The 22,496-nt window shown below is 53.0% G+C and carries 13 protein-coding genes; 10 read left to right on the forward strand and 3 right to left on the reverse strand.

The features are described 5' to 3' along the window. Positions 1 to 13: 13 nt before the first annotated feature. Together GS535_RS07995 and GS535_RS08000 are read right to left on the reverse strand one after the other, a co-directional pair. Positions 14 to 655: a hypothetical protein gene (locus tag GS535_RS07995; RefSeq protein ID WP_160791867.1), complete on the reverse strand. Its 642-nt coding sequence runs from the start codon at positions 653 to 655 to the stop codon at positions 14 to 16. A gap of 145 nt (positions 656 to 800) precedes the next feature. Then, positions 801 to 2,576, reverse strand: a complete 1,776-nt coding sequence (locus GS535_RS08000; RefSeq protein ID WP_237442246.1) for a hypothetical protein — start codon at positions 2,574 to 2,576, stop codon at positions 801 to 803. Positions 2,577 to 2,724: 148 nt separating this feature from the next. On the opposite strand from GS535_RS08000, the gene pstS reads away from it, so the two are divergent. Next, entirely contained in the window at positions 2,725 to 3,786 is a 1,062-nt protein-coding gene (gene pstS, locus GS535_RS08005) for a phosphate ABC transporter substrate-binding protein PstS (RefSeq protein ID WP_160791868.1), read from the forward strand. On the opposite strand, the gene GS535_RS08010 is transcribed toward pstS, so the two are convergent. Further along, positions 3,743 to 4,276, reverse strand: coding sequence for a DUF2721 domain-containing protein (locus GS535_RS08010; RefSeq protein ID WP_160791869.1), 534 nt, complete (start codon positions 4,274 to 4,276; stop codon positions 3,743 to 3,745). The two genes, pstS and GS535_RS08010, sit on opposite strands and share 44 nt — an antisense overlap. Positions 4,277 to 4,488: 212 nt before the next feature. Between GS535_RS08010 and GS535_RS08015 the strand changes: the two genes are divergently transcribed. The 9 genes from GS535_RS08015 (at position 4,489) to GS535_RS08055 (ending at position 22,460) form a co-directional block, all read left to right on the forward strand. After that, positions 4,489 to 5,397 carry a creatininase family protein gene (locus tag GS535_RS08015; protein ID WP_160799190.1) on the forward strand — a complete coding sequence of 303 codons (909 nt, stop codon included), beginning with the start codon at positions 4,489 to 4,491 and terminating at the stop codon, positions 5,395 to 5,397. Next, the gene (locus GS535_RS08020) at positions 5,394 to 6,599 is read left to right on the forward strand and encodes a YncE family protein (RefSeq protein WP_160791871.1); all 1,206 of its coding nucleotides are present in this window, start codon (positions 5,394 to 5,396) and stop codon (positions 6,597 to 6,599) included. The genes GS535_RS08015 and GS535_RS08020 overlap by 4 nt, the downstream gene beginning before the upstream one ends. A 129-nt stretch (positions 6,600 to 6,728) precedes the next feature. Beyond that, positions 6,729 to 8,867: a protein-disulfide reductase DsbD gene (locus GS535_RS08025; RefSeq protein WP_255428542.1), complete on the forward strand. Its 2,139-nt coding sequence runs from the start codon at positions 6,729 to 6,731 to the stop codon at positions 8,865 to 8,867. A 26-nt stretch (positions 8,868 to 8,893) separates the two neighbouring features. Then, entirely contained in the window at positions 8,894 to 9,850 is a 957-nt protein-coding gene (locus tag GS535_RS08030) for a glycosyltransferase family 4 protein (RefSeq protein WP_160791872.1), read from the forward strand. Positions 9,851 to 9,990: 140 nt separating this feature from the next. Then, the gene (locus GS535_RS11300; protein ID WP_160791873.1) at positions 9,991 to 11,475 is read left to right on the forward strand and encodes a class I adenylate-forming enzyme family protein; all 1,485 of its coding nucleotides are present in this window, start codon (positions 9,991 to 9,993) and stop codon (positions 11,473 to 11,475) included. 52 nt (positions 11,476 to 11,527) lie between these two features. Beyond that, on the forward strand, positions 11,528 to 17,959 hold the full coding sequence (locus tag GS535_RS08040; RefSeq protein ID WP_160791874.1) for a type I polyketide synthase: 6,432 nt from the start codon (positions 11,528 to 11,530) through the stop codon (positions 17,957 to 17,959). After that, a complete protein-coding gene (locus GS535_RS08045; protein WP_160791875.1) occupies positions 17,959 to 19,764 on the forward strand; it encodes an AMP-binding protein in 1,806 nt (601 codons plus the stop codon). The genes GS535_RS08040 and GS535_RS08045 overlap by 1 nt, the downstream gene beginning before the upstream one ends. 61 nt (positions 19,765 to 19,825) lie before the next feature. Continuing rightward, positions 19,826 to 20,995 carry an autotransporter strand-loop-strand O-heptosyltransferase gene (locus GS535_RS08050; protein ID WP_160791876.1) on the forward strand — a complete coding sequence of 390 codons (1,170 nt, stop codon included), beginning with the start codon at positions 19,826 to 19,828 and terminating at the stop codon, positions 20,993 to 20,995. Next, complete coding sequence (locus GS535_RS08055; RefSeq protein WP_160791877.1) at positions 20,988 to 22,460, forward strand: autotransporter strand-loop-strand O-heptosyltransferase; 1,473 nt, start codon at positions 20,988 to 20,990, stop codon at positions 22,458 to 22,460. The genes GS535_RS08050 and GS535_RS08055 overlap by 8 nt, the downstream gene beginning before the upstream one ends. The last annotated feature ends 36 nt before the right edge of the window (positions 22,461 to 22,496 follow it).

Here is a 22,496-nt window from a genome sequence, read left to right on the forward strand (position 1 = left end):
CGTAGTATGAGGGTCATGGATGATGAAGCCGATAGGCATATGGAAAGATATCTTCGTAAGGGGTTAGTCCTACAATGTCCTTGAGAACTGCTTGTGTGTTTGAGCTGTTTCCAGCATTGATGCTCTCTTGAAGGACGAAACGATCCAGCGTCGCGTGCCCAGCTTTCTTGGGAGAGCTATGGATGAGCCGATAAATACGGACAGTGGTTGGGCTAGGATCGGGAACGGAATCCAGCATAGGGCGTCTGACGGTGATGAGATAGAGATGAGAGGTTGTTTCTCCTTGCTTTGTTCCTCTGGCAAAGACTGCTGTAGAGAGGGCATCGTCTCCTGTGTGGGGGCTGGCTGTGAGCTTATCCTTGCCGTCAATCTCGACAAGAGAGATGGGGCTTATATGTGCTTCTGTTTTGTCGGAAGTCGCTGTCACCATATAGACATGGTACCCCCACGCATTACCGTTTTCGCGCCATGTATGGATAATGGTTCCTGCACGACCATCATCGGTCATGTGAGGGATAGATGTAGCTTCATCGTTTAGAAAAATTTCATCGAAAAGAGTGGAATGGAAATAAGCTGTTGCTGTTTGTGCCTGTGCTTGAGGGGTGAGGCCTATGAAGAGCACATAAAGGAAGAGAAGAGGAGAAAGACGTTTCATCAAGCTTTATCCGAATGAGAGAGTTATAACGATATAATAATGTTTCACTTTGTTACATCCTACGGAAGTCCATTTGAAGCATATACTGACGAAAAGGGCCATAGCGTACCCCGCTATGGCCCTCTCAGAGTGAATGTCAAAACGTTTAGTTAAACGGCATATAACGGAGCGACATCAGCACCATATCAGCATCGGTATGGGGTTTGCCGCCAATCCCAGAGAACGCTTGTATGTAGGTATGTGCATATTGCCCGCCAACGCGGAGCGTGCCGTAATCGCCTTTGGCGGCGGTGTACCAAAAGCCACCTGTGGCTTGAGCAACCGTGCGGACATTACCCGATGCCCCGCAGGCGGATGATGTTTCCGTATAACATCCGCTCATAACGGTGTTGCGACTGCCATAGCCGTAGGGGGAGCCACCTTCGTCGAAGCCCCGACGGCTCATGACGGTTTCAGCGCCGCCATAGGCATAAAGGCGTAGCGAGGCTATGGGGTCTCCATAGAAGCCAACCAGCACATTGGCTTCGGGTAGCGGGGTCACGGCTGCATTTCGGTTATAGGTATAGTCAGGCAGGTTTGAGGTGCCATAACGGCCAAGCCCCGTGCCCACTAAGCCGGATGCTTGGAAGTAGAACTTTTTGTCGATAAGAGGCAGCACCATACCGCCACCACCCCCACCGGCGATCGTGGTGTGGTTATGGCCCTCTCCGGTTGTGCTGGTGCGGTTGCGGAAGAAGCGCATAATCCCGGTGAGCTCATAATGTCCCCAGCCCGGATCCGCCGCAATTTTGGCAACGAGATCGGGGGCGGGGTCGGTCGCGTAATAAGTGTCAGGATTGTTCACATTCGTGCCAGAAACACGGTCAGTATTGGTCTGCCCGGGGCGCAGATAGGCTTTCCCCCCAGGCACACCGCTGGGGTTTTCGATGGAAAGGCCGACGGCGTAACGCTCTTGCGCGCCAAAGGTTTTTACTAAGCGGATTTGGCTGTTGCGCGTCCAGTTAAAGCCGGGAATATATTGGGCTTCAATGACCAGAGGCACTTGCTCATCACGGGCGAACATACCTTTGTTGAACATGGTCAAGAGTGACCAGTTTTGTCCGCCTAAGAGATACAACCCATCGGCTTTGTCTTTGAGTTCACCATAGACATTGCGGGTGCGCAAAACATAGGAGTTCGACTGGCGTGAGTTGGATGCAGAGCCAGCCCCTTGGAAGTCGGTCTCTACGTATGCATCGGCTTCAATATTTTTGGTGAGCATACCTTCCACCAAAGCGGATAAGCGGCTTTGGCGCTCTGTTTGGCGGAACTCGCTCATATGATGAAGCGCACTATTACCCCAAGGAATGGCATTATAGCCTGTGGAAATATCCGAGCCCGTATAGCGGGAGCGCCAAATGGTTGCCGCTTCGAGATAGCCGCCTAAGGTAATGCGAATACCACCGATTTGGAGCTGCCCCCGGCGGAGCGGGCTAAAGAGGTCGGGATGGGCAGGGGGTGTGGCTGTGAGTTCCCCGTAAGGCGTGCTTGCTGTGCGTGGTGGAGAGAGAAGAGCGCTATCAATGCCGAAACTATCAACCGAGCTTGATGATCCCGACGTTGGGCTTGCCAGTATGGACGGTGTTGAGAGAGAGCTGCGTGTCAGGCGAGCGCGAGGGGCGTAAGGATCGGCTTCAATGAGCTCACGCTGGGCGCGGAGTTCAGCACGAATACGTTTATTTTCTGCGGCTTGGTGTTTTTTCATGGTGGCCAGCTGCGCCTGCATGGCATGGATTTGCTTTTCCATGGCGCTGATGGCATCAGCGGAGCCCGCCGCATGGGCGTGATGGGATATGAGAGGGGGGATAAGAGCTGCAAGTGCTGTGCTCGCAGCAAGCAGAGAGGGGGAACGAGCGGTCCTGAAGTGGGGCAAAGGTGTCATCTTGGGCGCCTGCCGTTAAGTGAAAGGACATGATTTTTCTATTTCAACATCGTAAAAAATACAGCATCGAATTGTTTGTTGTGATTGTTTTAGAGCAGTAGTGAGACTATAAAGCCACACAGGACTACTCCAAAAAGAGGAGCTCTTTATGGGCTGCAATCACGCCGTCTTGCCCAACTGTTTTCGTGGCGCTTGGGCGCTTATGTCTGTGGCTCTCGTGGCGCCGCTTTCTGCGCATGCAGCGTCGCAGGCTGTGACGATTACAGGGGCAGGTTCTAGCTTTGCTGCTCCTGTGTATCAAAGTTGGAGTATGCCTGTTGCGACACAAATGGGTGTGAGTGTGAATTATCAAAGTGTCGGTTCAAGCGCTGGGCAAGACCAAGTGTCCGCCCGGACGATTGATTTTGGCGCTTCTGATAAGCCGATGGCGGCTGAGAAGCTTGCGAAGAACCATCTGTACCAGTTCCCGTCTGTGATGAGCGGGGTTGTGGTGGTTGTTAACCTGCCAGGTGTTCCTGAAGGAAAGCTGCGCCTTGATGGGCCCACATTGGCCATGCTTTATGATGGCACGATCACGGAATGGAATGATCCTCGTATTCAAGCATTGAATCCTGGGGTCACGTTGCCTGATGATGATGTTGCGGCCATTCATCGTGCTGATGGATCTGGCACGAGTTATGTCTTTACGTCTTATCTATCGTGCGTTTCTTCATCATGGAACGATCAGATCGGGGCTGGCACGCTGGTGGATTGGAAAGGCGGTGCAGGGGGCCGTGGCAATGATGGCGTTGCCGCTCTTGTGAAGCAGACACCCGGTAGTTTGGGATATGTTGAATATTCCTATGCGTCGCAGAACCATCTGAATATTGCCCAACTTAAAAATCATGATGGCAACTTTGTCTCTCCATCCTTGGAAGGCTTTGCTGAAGCATCCAAGGCAGCCGACTGGCAGGAGAAAAACCATTATGCTGTTAGTTTGCTGGATCAAGCAGGGGCAGGAAGCTGGCCCATTGTGTCCCCAACCTACGTCTTAATTCCCGAAGAGGCTGTGTTGCGCCCTGAGGGGAAGGGCGTGCATGATTTCTTTGCATGGGGGTTTGAGCATGGTGAGGAGGTCAATCACACGCTTGGTTATGTTGGCCTGCCTCGCACTGTGCAAGAAAGCATTATGAAGAGCTGGCCTTCGTCGGAGACGTCGTCTTCTCATTAAGCAGTGAGGCTTTGCCCTCCCGCCTCATGCCGTGCCAGCTTAGCAGTGTATCGGCAAAGAAGGCGGTGAGGGCGGCTACTGTGCAGGCTAATGCAATGCCAAATAGGCTGAGAAGCCATGTGGATGTGGCGCTATTACGTAATGAGCCAATAAAGAGCACAAGAGCGGCTCCGCATGTCGCTGCTCCTCCCATGGCGTTTAAGATAATGGCGAGGTCTAAGACAAAGATCCGCCGTCTTAGACGGACTTGGTGCACACGGAGGCGATGGGGGGATTCGTAGGAGCTGCTGTGATCTTCTTGGTCACCAGATGATGTGTTTAGGCGTTTTGTAACGTCTTCCAGATGGTCGGACACTCGGGCGAGACGTGTGTTGAACACATTAATGAGTGATCCAATCCCAGAAAGCATGAAGACTGGCGTTAGGGCGATCTGAATCAGATGCGCAGCGCTATCAATCGTTTCAGTCTCTGGTGTGAAGGGTAAACTCATAGACACGCGCCTCGTTCATGGTGAGAAAGTCTCTTTCTGAGGGAGGATCGCAGCTTCTTCAAGGGGAGGAGTATGACATGGCAGAATGTGAGATGTGTATAGTGGGAGGATTAAGACTATTCTAAGAAACATTTAGAAAATGGGGGAAGACTTTCACACCATTTCTAGAATACCATGCGCGCGTAACGATAGAGACGGACATAAGACGCGTTATGAAGGCCAGCGATACAGGACGGGAAGCAAAGACCGCGCAGGCAGATAGTATTATTCTGCTGAGTGCTTTTCTGGTCATGATCATGGTCATTGGTGGGGGGGCGCGTAGTCTGGCGGCAGAACGTTCTTTTGTTCCACTGTCCCCACAACCGACATGCTCCGCATTGGCGCGTGAGGTAGAGCTTGCGTGCCACAGTTGGACGGAGATCGCAGCCGCACAAAAAGCAGGGACGCGTACGGCTATCATCCCTATAGGAGGGACAGAGCAAAGCGGGCCTTATATCGCTGTTGGAAAACATAATGTGCGTGCTCAACTGTTGGCTGATCTCATCGCACGTCAGTTAGGCCATACTATTGTTGCGCCCGTGATGGCGTATGTGCCGGAGGGGAGCACGACGCCGCGCCGCTCTCATATGCGCTTTCCCGGCACGTTGTCACTCCCGCCCGATATTTTTGAAGCTGTGGTGCGTGGTGCGGCGGAGAGCTTGCGTGTGCAGGGGTTCCAGACGATTGTTTTATTGGGCGATCATGGCGGGGATCAGCGCACTCTCGCTCATGTGGCGACAACGCTCAATGCGGCGTGGAAGCACCAAGGGGCACAGGTTTTATTTGTGCATAACTATTATCAGGTTATTCCCACCCACTATGCAGAGCTTTTGCGTAAGCGCGGTTATGGGAATGCTGTTGGGCAACATGCAGAGCTGAGCGATACGTCGCTCATGCTCGCGGTTGACCCCTCCCTTGTGCGGCAAGAGGCGTTACGCCACGCTGCACAACCACATTCTGCCGATGGGGTTTATGGTGGCGACCCGCGGCAGGCAACGGCTGAGCTTGGTCGGCTTGGGACTGATCTGCAAGTGCAGGCCGCTGTTGAGGCCATCTCTTCATTTAACAGGAGTCATCTATGAGGCTGAAAACGTCTCTTCTTGCAGCCTGCGCGCTGTTTGGCGTGGGGCATGCTCAAGCACAACAAAGCACGGCTCCCACCGTGGCAGGTCAGGTGCCTGCCACCGCACAACCGGCCGCGACGACCGTGCAGACAATCCCCGGAATGCCCCCGGTGATTGATCCAGCCAATATTTATAGTGAAGCCAGCGGGCCTGACAAAATGTCTCCAGCCGTTGCTGGGCAGTTGAACCGTGTTTATGTGCCCAATTTACGTGGCAATAGTGTTTCCGTCATCGATCCAAGCACATTTAAGGTGGTGGATACGTTCCCGGTTGGGCGTTCCCCTCAGCATGTCGTGCCATCATGGGACTTGAAAACGCTGTGGACGACCAATAACAGCGAAGAGCGTACGGATGGATCGCTCACGCCGATCGACCCGATGACGGGTAAGCCGGGTAAGGCGGTTCCCGTGGATGACCCCTACAATATGTATTTCACCCCCGATGGGCAGAATGCCATTGTGGTGGCAGAAGCGCATCATCGGCTCGATTTCCGCGACCCACATACCATGGCGCTCAAAGGCTCTGTGGAAGCGCCTCGTTGCGCCGGGATCAACCATGCGGCCTTCTCTGCGGATGGGCGTTATGCGCTCTTTACCTGTGAGTTTGGTCGGTATCTCGCCAAGGTTGATACGGTCAATCGTCAGCTTTTAGGGATGTTGAAGCTCTCTAAAGGGGGGATGCCACAAGATGTGCTGGCGGCTCCGAATGGGCATAAATTCTATGTTGCCGATATGCATGCTGATGGCGTGTTTATCATTGACGGCGACCAGTTTAAGGAAACAGGCTTTATCCCAACGGGACTTGGGACGCATGGGCTTTATCCAAGCCGTGATGCGAAGCTGCTTTATGTCGCTAACCGTGGTTCTCACATGATTCATGGCCCACGTCATAGCAAAGGTAGCGTGGCCGTTGTGGATATGGCGACGGACAAAGTCCTCAAAACATGGCCGATCCCCGGTGGTGGAAGCCCAGATATGGGCAATGTCAGTGCGGATGGTTCCATGCTGTGGCTTTCTGGGCGTTTTGATGACGAAGTGTACGCGATCAATACGCAAACAGGGGCGGTTAAGAAAATTCGTGTTGGGTATGAACCCCATGGTCTGACGGTTTGGCCACAACCGGGCCGGTATAGCATTGGTCATACGGGGATTATGCACTAATCTTTCTGTTAGTTTTGTCATGCGTTTTGGAATGCCCGTTCATCATTTTGATGAGCGGGCATTTTTGTCTGTGGTGAAGTTTTGTATGCTGTTTTGTAACGTAATATTAAGCGACAGAATGGAATCTTTATGGGGATGCCGCGTTTTATCATCGTGATGATGGCATTAGTGGCCATTGTACTAGGGGGTGAGCATGGTAACGCGGCAGAAAGTACCGCTCATATCACCGCTCATAGTCGTGCGAGTTTAATCACAGACCATGACACAATCGGCCCTGATGGGACGATCAAGGTTGGGCTTCATCTGCAACTGCAGCCGGGTTGGCATACCTACTGGGTTAACCCCGGAGATGCGGGCGATGCGCCGCATATGAGTGTTGAGGCGAGTGGGGGCGCTCGAGGGGAAAGCCATCTTTTCCAATGGCCGGTGCCAGAGCGGATTAATGAAGGCGGCTTGATGGCCTATGCCTATACAGGTTCTGTGGTGCTGTCTCAGACGCTTCATGTGGTTGGTTCTTCCGGGTCTTCTGTTACCCTAAAGGCAACGGCGGACTGGTTGGTGTGCGCGGATGTCTGTGTGCCAGAAAATGGGGAGTTTACCCTCACTCTTCCGCGTAGTGCCTCAGCTTCTAATGAGGAAAGCGCAGAAGCGTCACTCTTTCATGCGGCTGAAGCGTCTTTGCCTCAAACGTCTCCTTTCCAAACGACGCTCCTTCCTGATGGGGTTCTCCAAATGGAAGGCGCCGGGCTTTCTCCAGAGATGGTCAAAGATGCGTGGTTTCTGCCTCTTCAAGGGGGGATGATCCGTCAAACAGCTCCGCAAAATTTGACCGTCACAAAGGGCCGTGTGTCGTTGAGCTTGTTGCCGGACGCCAGCCAGCGTGCCCCATTATGGCAAGTCCCGCTTTCAGGTGTGGTGGTGCTGGAGGATAAAGCGGGGGAGCGCTCCGCGATGCAGGTTCTTGCCCAGCCTGTCACGCCTGTTGCGTCTCCAATGCCGCCGCCGTTCACGGCACCGGGGATTGCAAAAGTGCTGCTTTTTGCTCTTCTGGGAGGGGTGATCTTAAATTTGATGCCCTGCGTGTTCCCGGTATTAGCGATGAAAGCGCTCTCTCTAGCGCGTATGGGCGGCGCTGGACGGCGTGAGCAGGTTGAGAGTGCTGTTTTCTATGCGTGCGGTGTGGTGGTGAGCTTTGGTGCTCTTGGTGCTGTCATGATCGCGTTGCGTTCTGTGGGGTCGGTTGCGGGATGGGGCTTTCAGTTCCAGTCATCTGGTTTTGTGGTGGCGGTATGTTGGCTTCTTTTCGTTCTTGCGCTCAATTTGCTGGGCGTCTTCCAAGTGACGACAGGGAAATTAGCGGGAACATTAGACCAGATGGGCCGCACACAAGGGCGCAGTGGTGATGTTCTCACAGGGTTCCTAGCTGTTTTGGTCGCGACACCCTGCACAGCTCCTTTTATGGGGGTAGCCATTGCCGGAGCGCTCGCCGGGCCTGTTCTGCTCGGTATGGCTGTGTTTCTTGCGATGGGGCTTGGCTTGGCGGCCCCTTATGTGCTGATCGCAACGGTGCCGGGTCTCGCATCACGCTTGCCGCGGCCGGGTGCGTGGATGGAAGTGCTCAAACAGTTTCTTGCGTTCCCTCTCTTAGCAAGCTGCGTATGGTTGCTGTGGGTGGTGAGTGTCCAGCATGGGTCGAGCTTTGTGCTCGTGACAGCCGGAGGAGCGGTGCTTCTGGCGTTGGGCTGTTGGCTTTACGGGCTTGGGCAGCGTCGTGCCATGCGCGATGGCGGCGCGTTTGAGACGAGTATGGCGTATGGTTTGGCCGTGCTGTGTGGCATATTAAGCTGCGTCGGGTTGGGCATGGCGCTGTCATCTGACCAGACGGGGCCTTCACCGGAGATAGCCCGGAAGCAGAGCGGTGCTGTAGAGCCTTTTTCAGAAAGCCGGCTCGCGGCCTTACGCGCTGAAGGCACACCTGTTTTGGTGGATATGACAGCGTCTTGGTGCATTACCTGTATGGTGAATGAGCGCGTTGCCCTTGAGGCGCCGTCTGTGCGGGCTTTGTTTGATCAGCACCATATCGTGACATTACGTGGGGACTGGACGAATCGTGACGAGGCCATTTCGGCTTATCTGAAAAAACATGGGCGCGACGGCGTGCCGTTTTATCTTTATTACCCACCGCACCAGGACGGTACGATGTTGCCTCAAATCTTAACGCCCCATGGGGTGATCAACACGATTACGGGTTCTGTCGATCATCCGTAAAGAATACAAAAAGGGGGGGGTGTTCAATGGGACGGATTGTCTTTCTTAATTGCTTTCCGAAAGATCAGTTCTCAGGAGGCATTAAAACCACCTATCATCATGCAGCGCGCCTAAAAGCGCAGGGGTTTGATGTGCATGTCTTGCAGCCTGAAGGGCCGCCGACGCGCCTTAAAGAGACGAATGCGCAAGAGTTAGTGTGTCAGGATGTGGCTTTAGATGGTGGTGATGTTGCGGTTTTTCCAGAAACATTGAGCGGATGGTTTGGTGATGTGATCCGCGCGCCTTTACCCGCTAAGAAGGTTATTTTCTGCCAAAATCCCTATTACTTTTTTTGGTACTGTCATTCTAAAGAAGAGCTCGAGCAATGGGGGGTTGAGCGCATTATTGTACCAAGCCAATGGGCGAAGCGAAGCGTGCAGTCTGTTTTGGGGATTGATGCTGTTGATGTGGTGCAACCCTCTATTGACCCAGCACTTTTTGCGGCAGGCGAAAAGAAGCCCCGCATCGTTTCAGCAGGATGGAAATGGGATGGAGAGAACCATCTGCCACCTTATGACCGGCTCATTCGTAAGATGTTGCGGCGGAAATATCCTGCTCTCACCTCTGTCCCTTGGTTTGCTTTGGGAGATGTTTCTGAGCAGGTTGTGGCGGATACGATGGGGCAATCAACGGTTTGTCTGTCTCTTGGGCGCTTGGAGGCGCTGGGCATGACAGCCTTAGAAGCGATGTCAGCAGAATGCTGCGTTGTGGGCTTTCATGGGAGCGGCGGCGAGGACTATGCGACCGCCCATAATGGATTTTGGCATTCTCCAGAAGACCTTGAGGGGGTGGTTGATTCACTAGCCTTGGCCCTTGAGATGACTGAAAACGGGGGGATAGTGTGGCAAAAAATGCGACAGCATGGTGTGGCCACAGCACGCCGTTATCATCCAGACGTGACAGAAAAAGCTCTCTATAAAGTCTATAGTGCTCTCTTTTCTTGAAGAAAGTTGATAGACTTCCTTAATGAGAAGAAGGACTTACGCGAAAGCGAGGGACGAGATGTGCGAGATAACGGGCCGATAGGGTGATTTTATCAGTGCATTTAATGTTTAGAGAAACAGCTATTATGTGAGGAGAAGGCGTGCTCGATCGTTTCGTGCTCCATAACGCCCGTCGTTGTGGGGATGTCGTGGCATTAGGTGGACTTGTCCGCCAGTGCCGGTTTGACCAGCTTGAAGCGTCGGTTAGTCGTTTAGCACGTGCTTTAGAGGGGTTGCGGGAGCTCGCGCCGCGGTTGGTTGCGGTGCAATGTGTCGATAGTTGGCGCCATTGGATGCTCCTTCTTGTGCTGAGTCGTCTTGGTGTGGCGTCTGTTTCTCTTCCCGATGCTGATGTGCCTCAGGAAATGCTGGCTGTTTTGTCGCCTGACCTGATTATTCTTCATAATGGGGATCTTCCCGCTCAAGAAGGGCGTCTCTCTCTTGATGATGGCTGGTTTCGTGCTGTGCTTGATGGCGTGGACGATGACCATTCTGAGGATTATTACCCGCCCGTCCCTGTGGCGTCGGATGCGTTATGCCGCGTTGCCGTCGCGATGGGAACAGATCGTGATATGCATGTTCTTGGCTTTAGTTACGCTGATGTTGAGGCCTCTTTGTTGCGGCTGGTTTATCAGGACATGGGCGAGGCCTTGGCTCTTATGGCCTCTGATGGGCAAAAGCCACATTTGCTATGCACCATTAGCCCTGTGTCGATGAGTGGCTTTCTCATGGTGGGGGCTGCACTGGTGGCGGGCACGACGGTGCGTATCGCGAGTGAGCAAACCATGGGGGCAGAGGTTGCGCAGGGACATGCGTTGTTTGTCGTGCTGACCCCTGTGCATTTAGACTATCTATTACGGTCTTTACCGCCGGGGATGAAGCGCGCCTCTCACCTACATTTAACGGTTGTGGGAGCAGCTTTGTCGCCGTTGTTATTGGAGCGTACACAAAGTCGTCTCACTCCTCATATCTCCGTAGCGTACGGGATTGATGAGTGCGGTGTGCTCTCTAGCATAGATGCTACGAAGCGAGAGGGGCCCCAAAGTGTTGGGCGTGTGCTCCCTTGGGCCGGGGTGCAAATTGTTGACGCAGAGGAGAACCCTCTACCCGAAGGGGAGAAAGGGGTGATTCGTGTACGTGCGACGGGGGCTGTTACGGAGTATCTGAATGAACCGGATGTGACGCAAAAGCGTTTTCGTGACGGATGGTTTTATCCGGGCGATCGCGGATTTATCTCAACGATTGGGGAGCTCCATCTTTGTGGTCGGGTGGATGATCTCGTTGCCATTGGTGGTGGGAAGTTTGACCTTCACCTGATTGACCAGATGGTCAAAGAAGAAAGCGTTGTGCAAGATGCGGCTTCTTTTGTGCGGTGGGGTAAGGATGGCCAGCAGGCCCTCTATTGCGCTCTGATCACCACAGGGGAGCTTGATGGAGAAGCATTGTCAAAGAGATTGCGTCAGCGCTATAGCGCCCTTCCTCCCGTTACGGTCATTTGGGTACGTGAGCTGCCTTATACAGAAGTTGGGCAGGTGGATCGGGAGCGGCTCGCACAGTCGCTTTCCGTTCATTTAGAACGCCAATAAATGGATTTAGATACGTTATAAAACACGGTATTGACGTCAAGAAAGGTCGGTCATGGGTCAGAAGCGTTACGGTGATATTGCCATTATCGGCATGGGATGCGAGCTTCCCGCTGGGTTAAGCACGCCTGATGCTTTGTGGACTTTTCTTGAAGAGCAACGGGATGCAGCGGTTGAAATTCCTAAAGATCGCTGGAGCTTGGCGCATTTTTATGACCCTGTTGAGCAAACGCCGGGCAAAACGTCTATGCGGTGGGGGAATTTCCTCGATCAAGCATCCTATCATTTTGAACCGCTTTTCTTTGGCATTTCCCCGCGTGAAGGCACGGTGATGGACTTTCAACAGCGTTTGCTGTTGGGGGTGACATGGCACATGCTGGAAGATGCGTCTTTAGTTCCGTCAGACCTTAATGGTAGCCGGACTGGGGTGTTTATTGGCGGCTTTACGCAAGACCATTTGGTTCATTGTGGCAGTCCGTTTATGCGGACGCAAATCCGCGATCAGTTTGCCGCTGTCTCCGCTCCGATGACGATGCTGGCTGCACGTATTGCGCATGTTTATGGCTTTGAAGGGCCGACTTTGGCCATGGATACGGCCTGTTCGTCCTCTTTAGTCGCGCTGCATCAGGCCTGTAATAGCTTACGTCTTCATGAATGCGACCTCGCCCTTGCGGGAGGGGTGAATTTTATGTCGTCCCCGCAAACGGCCATGCTCATGACCAAAGGGCACTTTTTAGCCAAGGACGGGCGTTCCAAGACGTTTGATGCCTCTGCCGATGGCTATGGCCGTGGTGAAGGCTGTGTGATGCTGGCGCTCAAACGCCTTGATGATGCGCTGCGTGATGGCGATGATGTGCGTGGTGTCATCTGCGGTTCAGGGGTGAACCAGGATGGCCGCACTCCGGTGATGACCATGCCGGATGCTGATGCACAAGAGAAGCTGATTCGTGACGTGCTGTCCCGCGCTGATGTATCTCCTCAAGAGGTGGCGTATGTGGAAGCACACGGGACGGGCACCCCTGTAGGAGATCCGATTGAGACCAAGGCGATTTCCCGCGCTGTGGCGCAGTATCAGCCCGCAGACCGCTCCCTTGTTGTCGGGGCCGTGAAGGCAAATTTGGGCCATACAGAAGCGGTTGCGGGGGCGTTGGGTGTTCTTAAAGCGGCTTTATGTTTGCAGCATCGCCGTGTGCCAGCTCAAGCAAATTTGACGGAACTGAACCCGGCTATCCCTTTTGATGAGTATCGGCTGTCTATCCCGCAGCATCAGTCTGTTTCGTTGCCAGAAGAAGGGCCGCTCTATGCTGTGGTGAATTCTTTTGGGTATGGCGGGACGAATGCTGTGGCCTTGCTGCGCGCGCCAACAGAGGCAGAGCGTACGTCTGCAGCGCGTAAGGTGGGGCCCAAAAACAGACTGAAGGGCGTGCGGCCTGCTGGCTTTATGAAGCGGATTCCACTGCTTATTTCTGCCTTTTCCCAAAAGTCGCTTCAAGCGATGGCGGGACGTTATGCTGATCTGTTGGAAGATAAACCGCAGATTGACTGGGAGGCCTTGTGCTTCTCGGCTGTGCGGTATCGCGGGCGTTTCCTCCATCGTGGGCTTGTGTTGCCGCGTGTGGGGGAAGATGCGCGTCAAGAGGCCTTACAGGCGCTTCGCGCTTTAGAAGCAGGCAAGAAACATCCCGCTTTAGTTGCAGAAGACGCTGTGACGGATCAGCCAGTCAGCCCAGCTTTTGTGTTCTCCGGAATGGGTACGCAATGGTGGGGGATGGGGCGCTTTATCCTGAACAAAGCTCCAGCGGCGGTGAAAGCACTGGCGCAAGACTGCGATGCGTTGTTTGCGCAAAAAGCGGGCTGGTCTATCCTTGGAGAGTTGCGCAAGCCTGAAAAACAGTCCCGTATTCATGATACACGGATTGCTCAACCGGCGATCTTCTTAGTTCAGATTTGCCTTGCTCAACTTTTCGTGCAGCATGGTGTTCGCCCTGGCTCTGTTGTTGGGCATAGTGTGGGGGAAGTCGCAGCGGCTTATGTGAGCGGTGCACTCAGCCTGAAGGATGCGATTGAGGTTGTTTATTATCGCAGTCAGCTGCAGGCGCGCTTAGAAGACCGTGGGACGATGTTGGCTGTGGGGTTGAGTGAAGACGATCTTCAAACAGCTCTTACCCCTTATGCAGAGACGGTGTCGATTGCCGCGGTGAATGCACCAAAATCCTGCACACTCGCTGGTGAGCGTGCAGCGCTCGAGAAGCTGGCTTCTGCGTGGGAAGAGGAAGGCGTGTTTGTTCGTTTCCTCAAGGTGGACGTGCCGTATCATAGCCCGCAAATGGCCGAGATTGAGCAGGACATGCTCCGTGCTTTGGCTGATCTGGACGACCAAGCGCCAACCACCCCGCTCTATTCCACCGTTACAGGAAAGCGTTGGGAGGAGGGAGCACGCCATGATGCGACCTACTGGTATCACAATGCGCGTCAGCCCGTGCGGTTTGCTGATGTGGTTCAGCACATGCTGGAAGACGAACAGACTGTTTTCCTTGAGTTAGGTTCTCAGCCTGTTTTGGGAGCATTCATTAAACAGGTGGCGGCGGAGAGCCGCCATAATGTCGCGATTATCCCGACCTTGCGGCGTAATAAAGAGGTTGCTGATACCTTAACGCAAGCGCTGGTGCGATTGTCTTTGGCTGGGGCGGAGCCAGACTGGCGCTATATTATGCGCCCCGGGCGTGTTGATCTGCCTCTTTATTCCTGGTGTGTTGAAGAGAATCTCTGGCTTGAGACAGAAGCGGCCCGACGAGACCGGTTGGATTTGTATGTACATCCCGTATTGGGCACGCCTTCTTTACTGACGGATCATCCCTCCTGGCGGGCGGACATGACGACGGTTCTTATGCCGTGGTTGCCTGACCATCGCATTGATGGTGTGACGCTCTTTCCTGCTGCGGGTTATATTGAGGCTGCCCTAGCGGCTCATCACCAGCTTGAGTCCAAAGAGCCTGCCGTGCTGGAAGACCTGAGCCTTGATGCCCCTCTTGTGCTGCAAGAAGGCCAAGCCCCTGTCGTGATGTGGTCGTTTGACCCAGCGTCGCGTGAGCTTACATTCTCTAGTGAAACGGTCGCGTGGAATGGTGATTGGCAGCAGCATGGGCGCGTTACCGTTCTACAGGCCGCGCCTTGGGGGCAAGCAGCTGTTCATATCCCATCGCTTTACAAAGAGACTACCGCTTTTGAGGGGAAGGCGGTGTATGATGAGTTCGTACAGCATGGGCTAGAATATGGCCCATCTTTCCGTACATTAACCCGGCTTCATCGTGGGGAAGGGTTTGCTGTTGGGGAAGTTGCGCTCAACGAGAAAGAGGCCCAAGCTGTAGATGATTATTGGCTGCATCCAGCTCTGTTAGATGGAGCGATGCACACGATGATTGGTGCCTTCCCACTTGATGGGGACATGGGTGTGTTTGTGCCCACACAGCTGCATCGGCTGAGTTATTGGGGCGTAAAAACATCAAAACTGGTCGTCAAAGTGACGCCAACCTTACGAACTGAGGAAAAAGTAGAGGCTGACTTGCGCCTTTATACCCCTGAGGGTGCGCCCGTTGCGGAGCTCTTGGGGTTAACATGCCGTCGTTTGGCACGGGCAGGGCATGATGAAGCGAGCCGTGTGGGGCGTTACCTCTACTCACCGAGTTGGGTGGCGACAGACCAGCAAATGCTGATGAGTGAACCGATGAGCGTCGCTCTTTTGGGCGATGGGAACAGACTAGCGTCGCGTTTGGAGACGTATCTCCAAGAGAATGGTGTTGAGGTGTCAGCCTATCCAGAGATGCAGCTTGATGACCTTCAGCCTTTGTTAGGCAATAGTAAGGCCTTGTCTGAGGTGCGGTCTGTTGTGTGGATGCTGCCGGCTGAGATGTCGGAGGATGATGTTCTTCCGCTTATCGATACAGCGCGTCAGCTGGTGAATATGATCCCTGTACAGGTTCAAGAAGGGCGTCTTCCATTCGTGGTGGTCACGCGTGGGGCTTATTACCTTGACGGGCAGGAGCAGCCTGTTGAACCAGCACAGCGCGCGTTAGCTGGGTTTTTCCGTGCGGTTCAAAGTGAACGGACAGACCTTGGCGTTCGTTGCGTGGACGTTCCCGCTGACGTCCCAGAAACGATGATGGAAGAGCTCGCCGCTGAAGTCGTGTTAGAAGATACGTCGGAGGATACGGTTGCGTTGCGGCCTGAACAACGGGCTGTGCAGCGTCTGATGACACCGGCTCTGAACCCAGAGCCCGACCCTGTGTCCCTGGAAAGCCTTGAAGGGGGCGGCACAGATAGGCTGGGTATTCGTCTGACCTCTGGACGTTCTGGTGTGTTGGAAGGGCTGACGTGGCAGGCTTATGAAGTGCCTAAGCCTGGGAAGGGTCAAATCACGCTCCGTACCATTTCAGCGAGTTTGAACTTTAAAGACGTGCTTAAAGCGATGTCTTTACTGCCAGAAAGCGTCGTGGAAGGCACATATAACGGTCATCATTTGGGGATGGAGGCTGTTTCTGAAGTTGTGGCCGTTGGCGATGATGTCGAGGGTTACCAGGTCGGTGATCGCGTGCTCGTCGTGTATCCTGACAGCTTTGCATCGCATCGTGTGGTGGATGCGGATGTGAGTATGATGGTTCTTAGAGATGAGGCGTTGGATTATTCACCACATTCGCTGGCTGGTGTGCCTCTTGTTTTCGTCACGGCGTATTATTGTTTGGTCCGTTTGGCGCGTTTGGCTAAGGGTGAAACAGTCCTCATTCATGCGGGAGCAGGTGGGGTTGGTCAGGCTGCGATTCAGATTGCGCATTATCTTGGAGCAACGGTTTACGCGACGGCAGGGAGCCCAGAAAAACGCGCCTATTTGCGTGAGCAGGGCTGCGCTGGTGTATGGGATTCGCGCACATTAGAATTTGTTGATGGTGTGCGTGAGGTGACCGGCGGACGTGGGGTTGATGTCGTACTGAACTCGCTCCCGGGTGAAGCGATGACCCATAGTCTTTCGTTGTTGACGCGGTTGGGGCGGTTTGTCGAGATCGGTAAGCGCGATATTGTTGAACATCGTCGGTTGGATCTTACCCCCTTCAACGAGAACTTGTCTTTCTTCTCGTTTGATATGGATCGTTTGATGCCTGATCCACGATTGAACGAGATGTTAGGGGAGGTTCTGGCTTTAGCCCGTCAGCATAAGTTGCATTTCATTGATACGACGGTTTATCCGGCTGCAGAAGCGGCTGAGGCATTCCGTTTTCTCGCCTCCTCCAAACATATCGGGAAAGTGATCCTTTCTTTTGAAGATATGAGTAACGTGAAAGCGCGTCCTCCTAAGAAGCCGCTTCCCCGGGTGCGTTCAGATGCTTCTTATCTTGTGACAGGTGGCTTCGGAGGTTTGGGTTTAAAAACTGCTGAGGAACTTGTGCGTCAAGGCGCAGGTGCGGTGCATTTGATTGGTCGCAACCTCCCGAGTACGTCTGAGGCGAAAGAGGCCCTCAAAGCCCTGAGTGACGCCGCAAAATCGGTCGGCTGTGCCGTGGTGCCTCACAAGACAGACGTTACAGAGCCAAAGAAGATAAACGACCTCATCGCGTCTTTGCGGACGGCGGAAAAACCGTTGCGTGGCGTGTTCCATACGGCTGGTGTCGTTGATGACGTGATGCTTCCTAATCTGACGGTTGAGAATGTGGCCGGTGTTTTGAAGCCGAAGGTACAAGGGAGTTCCGTGCTGGATAAGGCCTGCCGCGGCATGGCGTTGGATTATTTTGTGCTTTATTCATCCTTTACGACGGAAATTGGTAATTTGGGGCAAAGCGCTTATATCGCCGCGAACTCTTATCTTAACGCTCTTGCTGAGCGCCGTCGTCAGCGTGGAGAGGTTGCGCTTGCGGTTGGATGGGGAGCGATTGGTGATGTCGGTATGCTCCAGCGGAATAATTCAGCCGTACGTTTCTTTGATACGGTGGGTGTGACGCCAATGAGTGCCAAGCAATCGCTCGAGATGCTTCCAGATGTGCTTAAGACGGGCCGCCCCTATGTTTCTGTTGTGGATATTGACCTCTTCAAAGCGTTTAATTCGCTCAATTGGTTAGATCATTTGGCACGTTTTGCGACGGTGCGGCAGGAGATCCGTAAAGACGGGTTATCGGATACACTGCAAGCGTTGTTTGCCATGCCCGAAGCGGAACGTCTGGGCTACGTGCTTGTGAAGCTTAAAGAGAAGCTTGGTTCTGTCTTACAGATTGATCCCGAAAGTATCAGCGACAATGCACGCCTTTCTGAGCTCGGGATTGATTCGCTGGCGGGTGTTGAGTTGCAAATGGCCATTCGTTCTGAGTTTGGTGTGGACGTGTCGCTGGTATTATTGGCGCGGAATGAAACGATTATTGAGATGTCGCGCTCTTTGTTACGTCAGGCATCACAGGTGAAGAACGGGCAAACCGCCCTTCCTAAAACGGAGGAAGAGACACCCTGATGGCGGTTCTGGATGATTATCAGTACAGCTATTGTGAGGATGGTCGGCTGCTTTTGGACTGGCACGTCTCAACGCTTGATGAGCTGTTGAGTTTCCGGGCTCTTGAGCGGCCTGACCAAAAGCAGTTCGCTGTTTTGGGCGATGGCGAGAACGTTACGGCGGAGATGACGTTCAAAGAAGCTCATGATTGGGCTTGTTTGGTTGCGGGATTGTTGACGCGCTTTGTGCCTGAACGGTCACGGGTGTTGCTGTGCTTTGATAATGGCATGGAGGCGATCGCGGGCTTCTTTGGTTGCGCCTACGCCAATATGGTGCCGGTTTCTGGTGTGTATCCGTCCTCTGTTGGTAGTCGAGACCGGCTGTTCGATATTTTGGATGATTCCCAAGCCGTTGCGGTGATTGGATTGCGGCAAACCTTGATGGATTTTCGTCGTCACGCAGAAGGACGGGGGAAAGGCGTGAAATGGATCCCTATTGAAGGGGCGCAAAAGGCAACACCGCTGCATCGTCATCATGCAACTGGGATGGATGATGTCGCCCTTGTGCAATATACGTCTGGCTCTGTTGGGCGGCCACGCGGGGTGTGTATTACCCATCGCAATTTAGGCGCTAACCTATCGCGTTTGTTAGAGCGTACGGGATTTTACGATGGTGGCTTAGGGTTGAGCTGGTTGCCCCTATCTCATGATATGGGCTTGATGATTGGCCTGTTGATTGGTGTTGTGGTCGGTGGGCCCTGTTGGCTGATGTTGCCTCAGCATTTCATTGAGAAGCCGCAGCGCTGGGTGGAGGCGATTGATCGTTACCGTGTTGGTTTCTCAGCAGGGCCCAACTTTGCTTATGAGCTCTGTGCTCATCATGTGTCTGATGAACAGGCGCGACGGCTTGATTTATCCTGTTGGCGACGTTCTGTCATCGGTGCGGAGATGATCGAAGAAGATTCCGTTGCGACGTTTTTTAAACGGTTTGAGCCGTCAAACCTCGCAAAGACGGTGCTGCGCCCTGGCTATGGGATGGCGGAAACAACCTTGATGATTGCCAGCGGGGGGCGACAAGGGCATGAGGTCGTTTCTTTCGGTCGTTTTTCACGTTCCGCGCTTGCTTGCAAACATGTTGAGGTACCACAGCATGAGGATGATGTTCGCGTGTTGGCGAGCTGTGGCAAGGTGATTGAAGACCACGCTATTCTTGTGGTTGATCCTGAAAGTGAAAATGTCCTCCCTGAGGGATTTGTCGGTGAGCTGTGGCTAAGCGGGCCTTCTATTACCCCTGGTTACCTTAACCGTGATGATGAAAACCGAGAGCGTTTTGGTTTTATCCATGATGGGAAACGTTTTTTCCGTAGTCGTGACATGGGGTTCTTCCATCAGGGTGAGCTTTATGTCACGGGACGGATGGAGAATCAGATCATGTTTGAAGGGCGGGTGTTTGATCCCGATGATTTAGCGCATGTGGTTCGTGTCGCTTGCCCAGTTTTTAAAGGGCGGAGTCTTGCTGTTTTCCGCCAGAATGATGATTTATGTGTTCTCGGAGAGATTGCCGCCTCTGTGTCTTGTGCTCAGCGAGAGGCCTTGGCATGGACAATGGGACGAGCCCTTGCGCGGGTATGCCCGGTTGTAAAGTCTATGCGGATTGTCTTGGTACGACCGGGGGGGATTTGCCGCACACCAAGTGGTAAGATACGTCTCTCAGCAACGCGCATAGCGTTGGAGGAAGGAGGCCTTCCTGTGCTAGATGACCGGCAGTTTGGAGAAGAGAGGCTTAAAACGGTTGAAGTCATCAATCGGCCTGAAATGCGGCTGTAGGACGAGTATTGGCTTGGAGATAGGTAAGAACCATGAATGTGAAAGCGCGTAGGCGGGGCTGATGAGTGACGTAGTAATTCTGACACAAGAAGGGCCGGAAGGCATCCGCTATGACTTTGTGGATGGTTGCCGTGTATGGGTGCCAGAAGGCGGTCATTGGCGTATCCGCTTGCGTGATAGAGCGGCTGATACGGTGGTGTATCAGCATGAGTTTACGTCAACAGGCATGGTTCAAAGCTCGAAGCGCTATTATATTCCATTCGAGATCAAAGTATGGAAAGACGATAAGCTCGTTTTCACCCATAATTGTGACCTTAAAGAGCGTGATGTGCTCATCACGATGCATTTGGGCGGATTAGGGGATCATCTTGCATGGATGGGGCATGCCGTTGCTTTTGCTCAGCAGCATCAATGCCGCCTTACGTGCCGTGTGCAAGAAGCGCTTATTCCGCTTTTTGAGAAGACATATCCCGATATTCACTTTGTTGCAGATGTCGATGATGAGGCGATGAAGCGTTATTATGCGCATTATCGCGTTTTAGTGTTTTTTGACGATAAAGAGCATAATTTCCAACCCATTGATTATCGTCAATCTGGCTTGATCCATATGGGGGCTGATACGTTGGGGCTCCCTTATGCGGAGCGCCGACCGCGTGTTATGATTGATCCAGGTGGACGCCCTATAAAAGAGCGCTATGTGTGTATTGGTTCGCAAGCGTCAGGATTGAGTAAATATTGGAACAATCCTGTGGGCTGGTATCAGGTGGTGCGTTTTTTGAAAGAGCACGGCTATCGTGTGATCTGCATTGACCGGTCTCGGGTTGGTGGAACGGAAGAAGCGCTGCGCATGATCCCTCATGGTGTGGAGGATGAAACCGGCGATCGGCCTTTGAGTGAGCGGGCACGTTGGCTCAAACATGCTGATTTCTTTGTTGGCTTATCATCCGGATTGTCATGGCTCGCATGGGCGGTAGAAACACCTGTGGTGATGATTAGCGGTTATACACAGCCTTATAATGAGTTTTACACGCCGTACCGGATTATTAACCGTCATGTCTGCAATAGTTGTGGAAATGATGTGACGAAGCGTCTCCATCCAGAGGATCCACTCTTTTGTCCGTACCATAAGGGAACAGACCGTATTTTTGAATGTACCCAAGCTATTTCTGCACAGCATGTAATGTCTGTTATTGAGACGATCCCAGGGTTTGGAGTGCAGCGTGATGACTGATAAAAATGATAAAAGCCGCATTCTTAATGATATTGTGACCCTTAAAGGGCCATCTTCAGCGCCAGAGAAGCGTTCGTTAGTGTCGGGCTTTGAACCGTCATCATCAGCGTCTTCTTCGTCTTCTCGTCCGTCATCATCGGTTTATCTGGATGGGCGCTCTCCTTCTGCTCAACCATCGTCCTCGGCATCGTCGCACACGTCTTCTGACGATAAAAAGGCTGGGGCTGGGATCATGAAGGGAATGCCCTTTCCCGATCCGGTTTTGGTGCCGACCCAAGAGGGGGCACATGGGCTCCGGTTTGATTTTAATATCGGCATTCGGGCGATTTTGCCGCCAGGGAAATGGACAATCCGTTTTCGAGACCTTGATACCTATACCGTTCTTTATCAAACGGAGGGTGATGCTCTTCAGGTCTTATCGCGCAAACGGCATTTTATTAATGCACGGATTGAGCTGGAAAAAGACGGCGAAATCGTTTGGGCCCATGATTATGACGCAGCGGGGAAAGATGTGGCTGTCGTTATGCCGGGGGGAACGTTAGGGGATTCTCTAGGCTGGTTCCCTTACGCGGTGCGTTTTGCGAAGAAGCATCAATGTCGCCTGACAGTGATGTTATCAGAACCGTTAAAGAAGCTGTTAGAGCCTGTCTATCCAGATATTCGGTTTGTCTTAGCGGATGAATTTGACGCTATTCGGGAGACCCTCTACGCGACCTATTATTTGGGTCTTTTCTTTGATGATGAGGAAAATAGTTGGCAACCGGCTGATTTCCGCTATGTTGGGCTTCATCGAACGGCTGGTTATATTTTAGGTGTTGATCCAACAGAAGAGCCGCCACGTGTTGATATTGAGGATGAGGACACACGCCCGATAGAAGAGCCTTATGTGGTGGTCGCTGTGCAAGCCTCCTGTGGCTGTAAAATGTGGAACAATCCGACAGGATGGATGGACACCGTCCAGCATCTTAAAGCAAAAGGCTATCGGGTTATTTGCATTGACCGTGACCCCGCTGTTGCCAGTTCGATCCATTGGAACGTGATTCCTAATGGGGTCGAGGACGAAACAGGCAATCGTCCCCTAAAGGAACGCGCACGTTGGCTTAAACATGCGGATTTCTTTGTTGGTTTGTCGTCAGGTCTTTCTTGGTTGGCGTGGTCTGTGGGAACGCCAGTCGTGTTGATTAGTGGCTTTACTCATCCAAGCAATGAATTTCACACGCCGTATCGTGTCTTCTCAACGCACGGATGTAATAGTTGTTGGCATGATGTGCGCACGCCCTTCAAACATAATGATTACATGTTTTGCCCGCGCCATAAGGGCACGCCACGTTTCTTTGAGTGTACCCGTATTATTAGTGCGGACTACGTAAACGCGACGATTGACCGTGTTTGCCAGGATTATGCTGTGCCGAAATTGGGAAAAAAGCGTAAGAATAAGAAACGTGCTCGGTCTAAAAAAGCGTGATGGTTCTTTCATGGAGAGTTTTGCTCTATCCATAGC

It is taken from the genome of Saccharibacter sp. EH611 (assembly GCF_009834765.1).
Taxonomy (GTDB): Bacteria; Pseudomonadota; Alphaproteobacteria; order Acetobacterales; family Acetobacteraceae; genus Saccharibacter.

Excerpts from the sequence above, each read along its gene's own strand:
- GS535_RS07995 (WP_160791867.1), bottom strand. The coding sequence starts at position 655 with ATGAAACGTCTTTCTCCTCTTCTCTTCCTTTATGTGCTCTTCATAGGC.
- GS535_RS08000 (WP_237442246.1), bottom strand. The coding sequence starts at position 2,576 with ATGACACCTTTGCCCCACTTCAGGACCGCTCGTTCCCCCTCTCTGCTT.
- pstS (WP_160791868.1), top strand. The coding sequence starts at position 2,725 with ATGGGCTGCAATCACGCCGTCTTGCCCAACTGTTTTCGTGGCGCTTGG.
- GS535_RS08010 (WP_160791869.1), bottom strand. The coding sequence starts at position 4,276 with ATGAGTTTACCCTTCACACCAGAGACTGAAACGATTGATAGCGCTGCG.
- GS535_RS08015 (WP_160799190.1), top strand. The coding sequence starts at position 4,489 with ATGAAGGCCAGCGATACAGGACGGGAAGCAAAGACCGCGCAGGCAGAT.
- GS535_RS08020 (WP_160791871.1), top strand. The coding sequence starts at position 5,394 with ATGAGGCTGAAAACGTCTCTTCTTGCAGCCTGCGCGCTGTTTGGCGTG.
- GS535_RS08025 (WP_255428542.1), top strand. The coding sequence starts at position 6,729 with ATGGGGATGCCGCGTTTTATCATCGTGATGATGGCATTAGTGGCCATT.
- GS535_RS08030 (WP_160791872.1), top strand. The coding sequence starts at position 8,894 with ATGGGACGGATTGTCTTTCTTAATTGCTTTCCGAAAGATCAGTTCTCA.
- GS535_RS08040 (WP_160791874.1), top strand. The coding sequence starts at position 11,528 with ATGGGTCAGAAGCGTTACGGTGATATTGCCATTATCGGCATGGGATGC.
- GS535_RS08045 (WP_160791875.1), top strand. The coding sequence starts at position 17,959 with ATGGCGGTTCTGGATGATTATCAGTACAGCTATTGTGAGGATGGTCGG.
- GS535_RS08050 (WP_160791876.1), top strand. The coding sequence starts at position 19,826 with ATGAGTGACGTAGTAATTCTGACACAAGAAGGGCCGGAAGGCATCCGC.
- GS535_RS08055 (WP_160791877.1), top strand. The coding sequence starts at position 20,988 with ATGACTGATAAAAATGATAAAAGCCGCATTCTTAATGATATTGTGACC.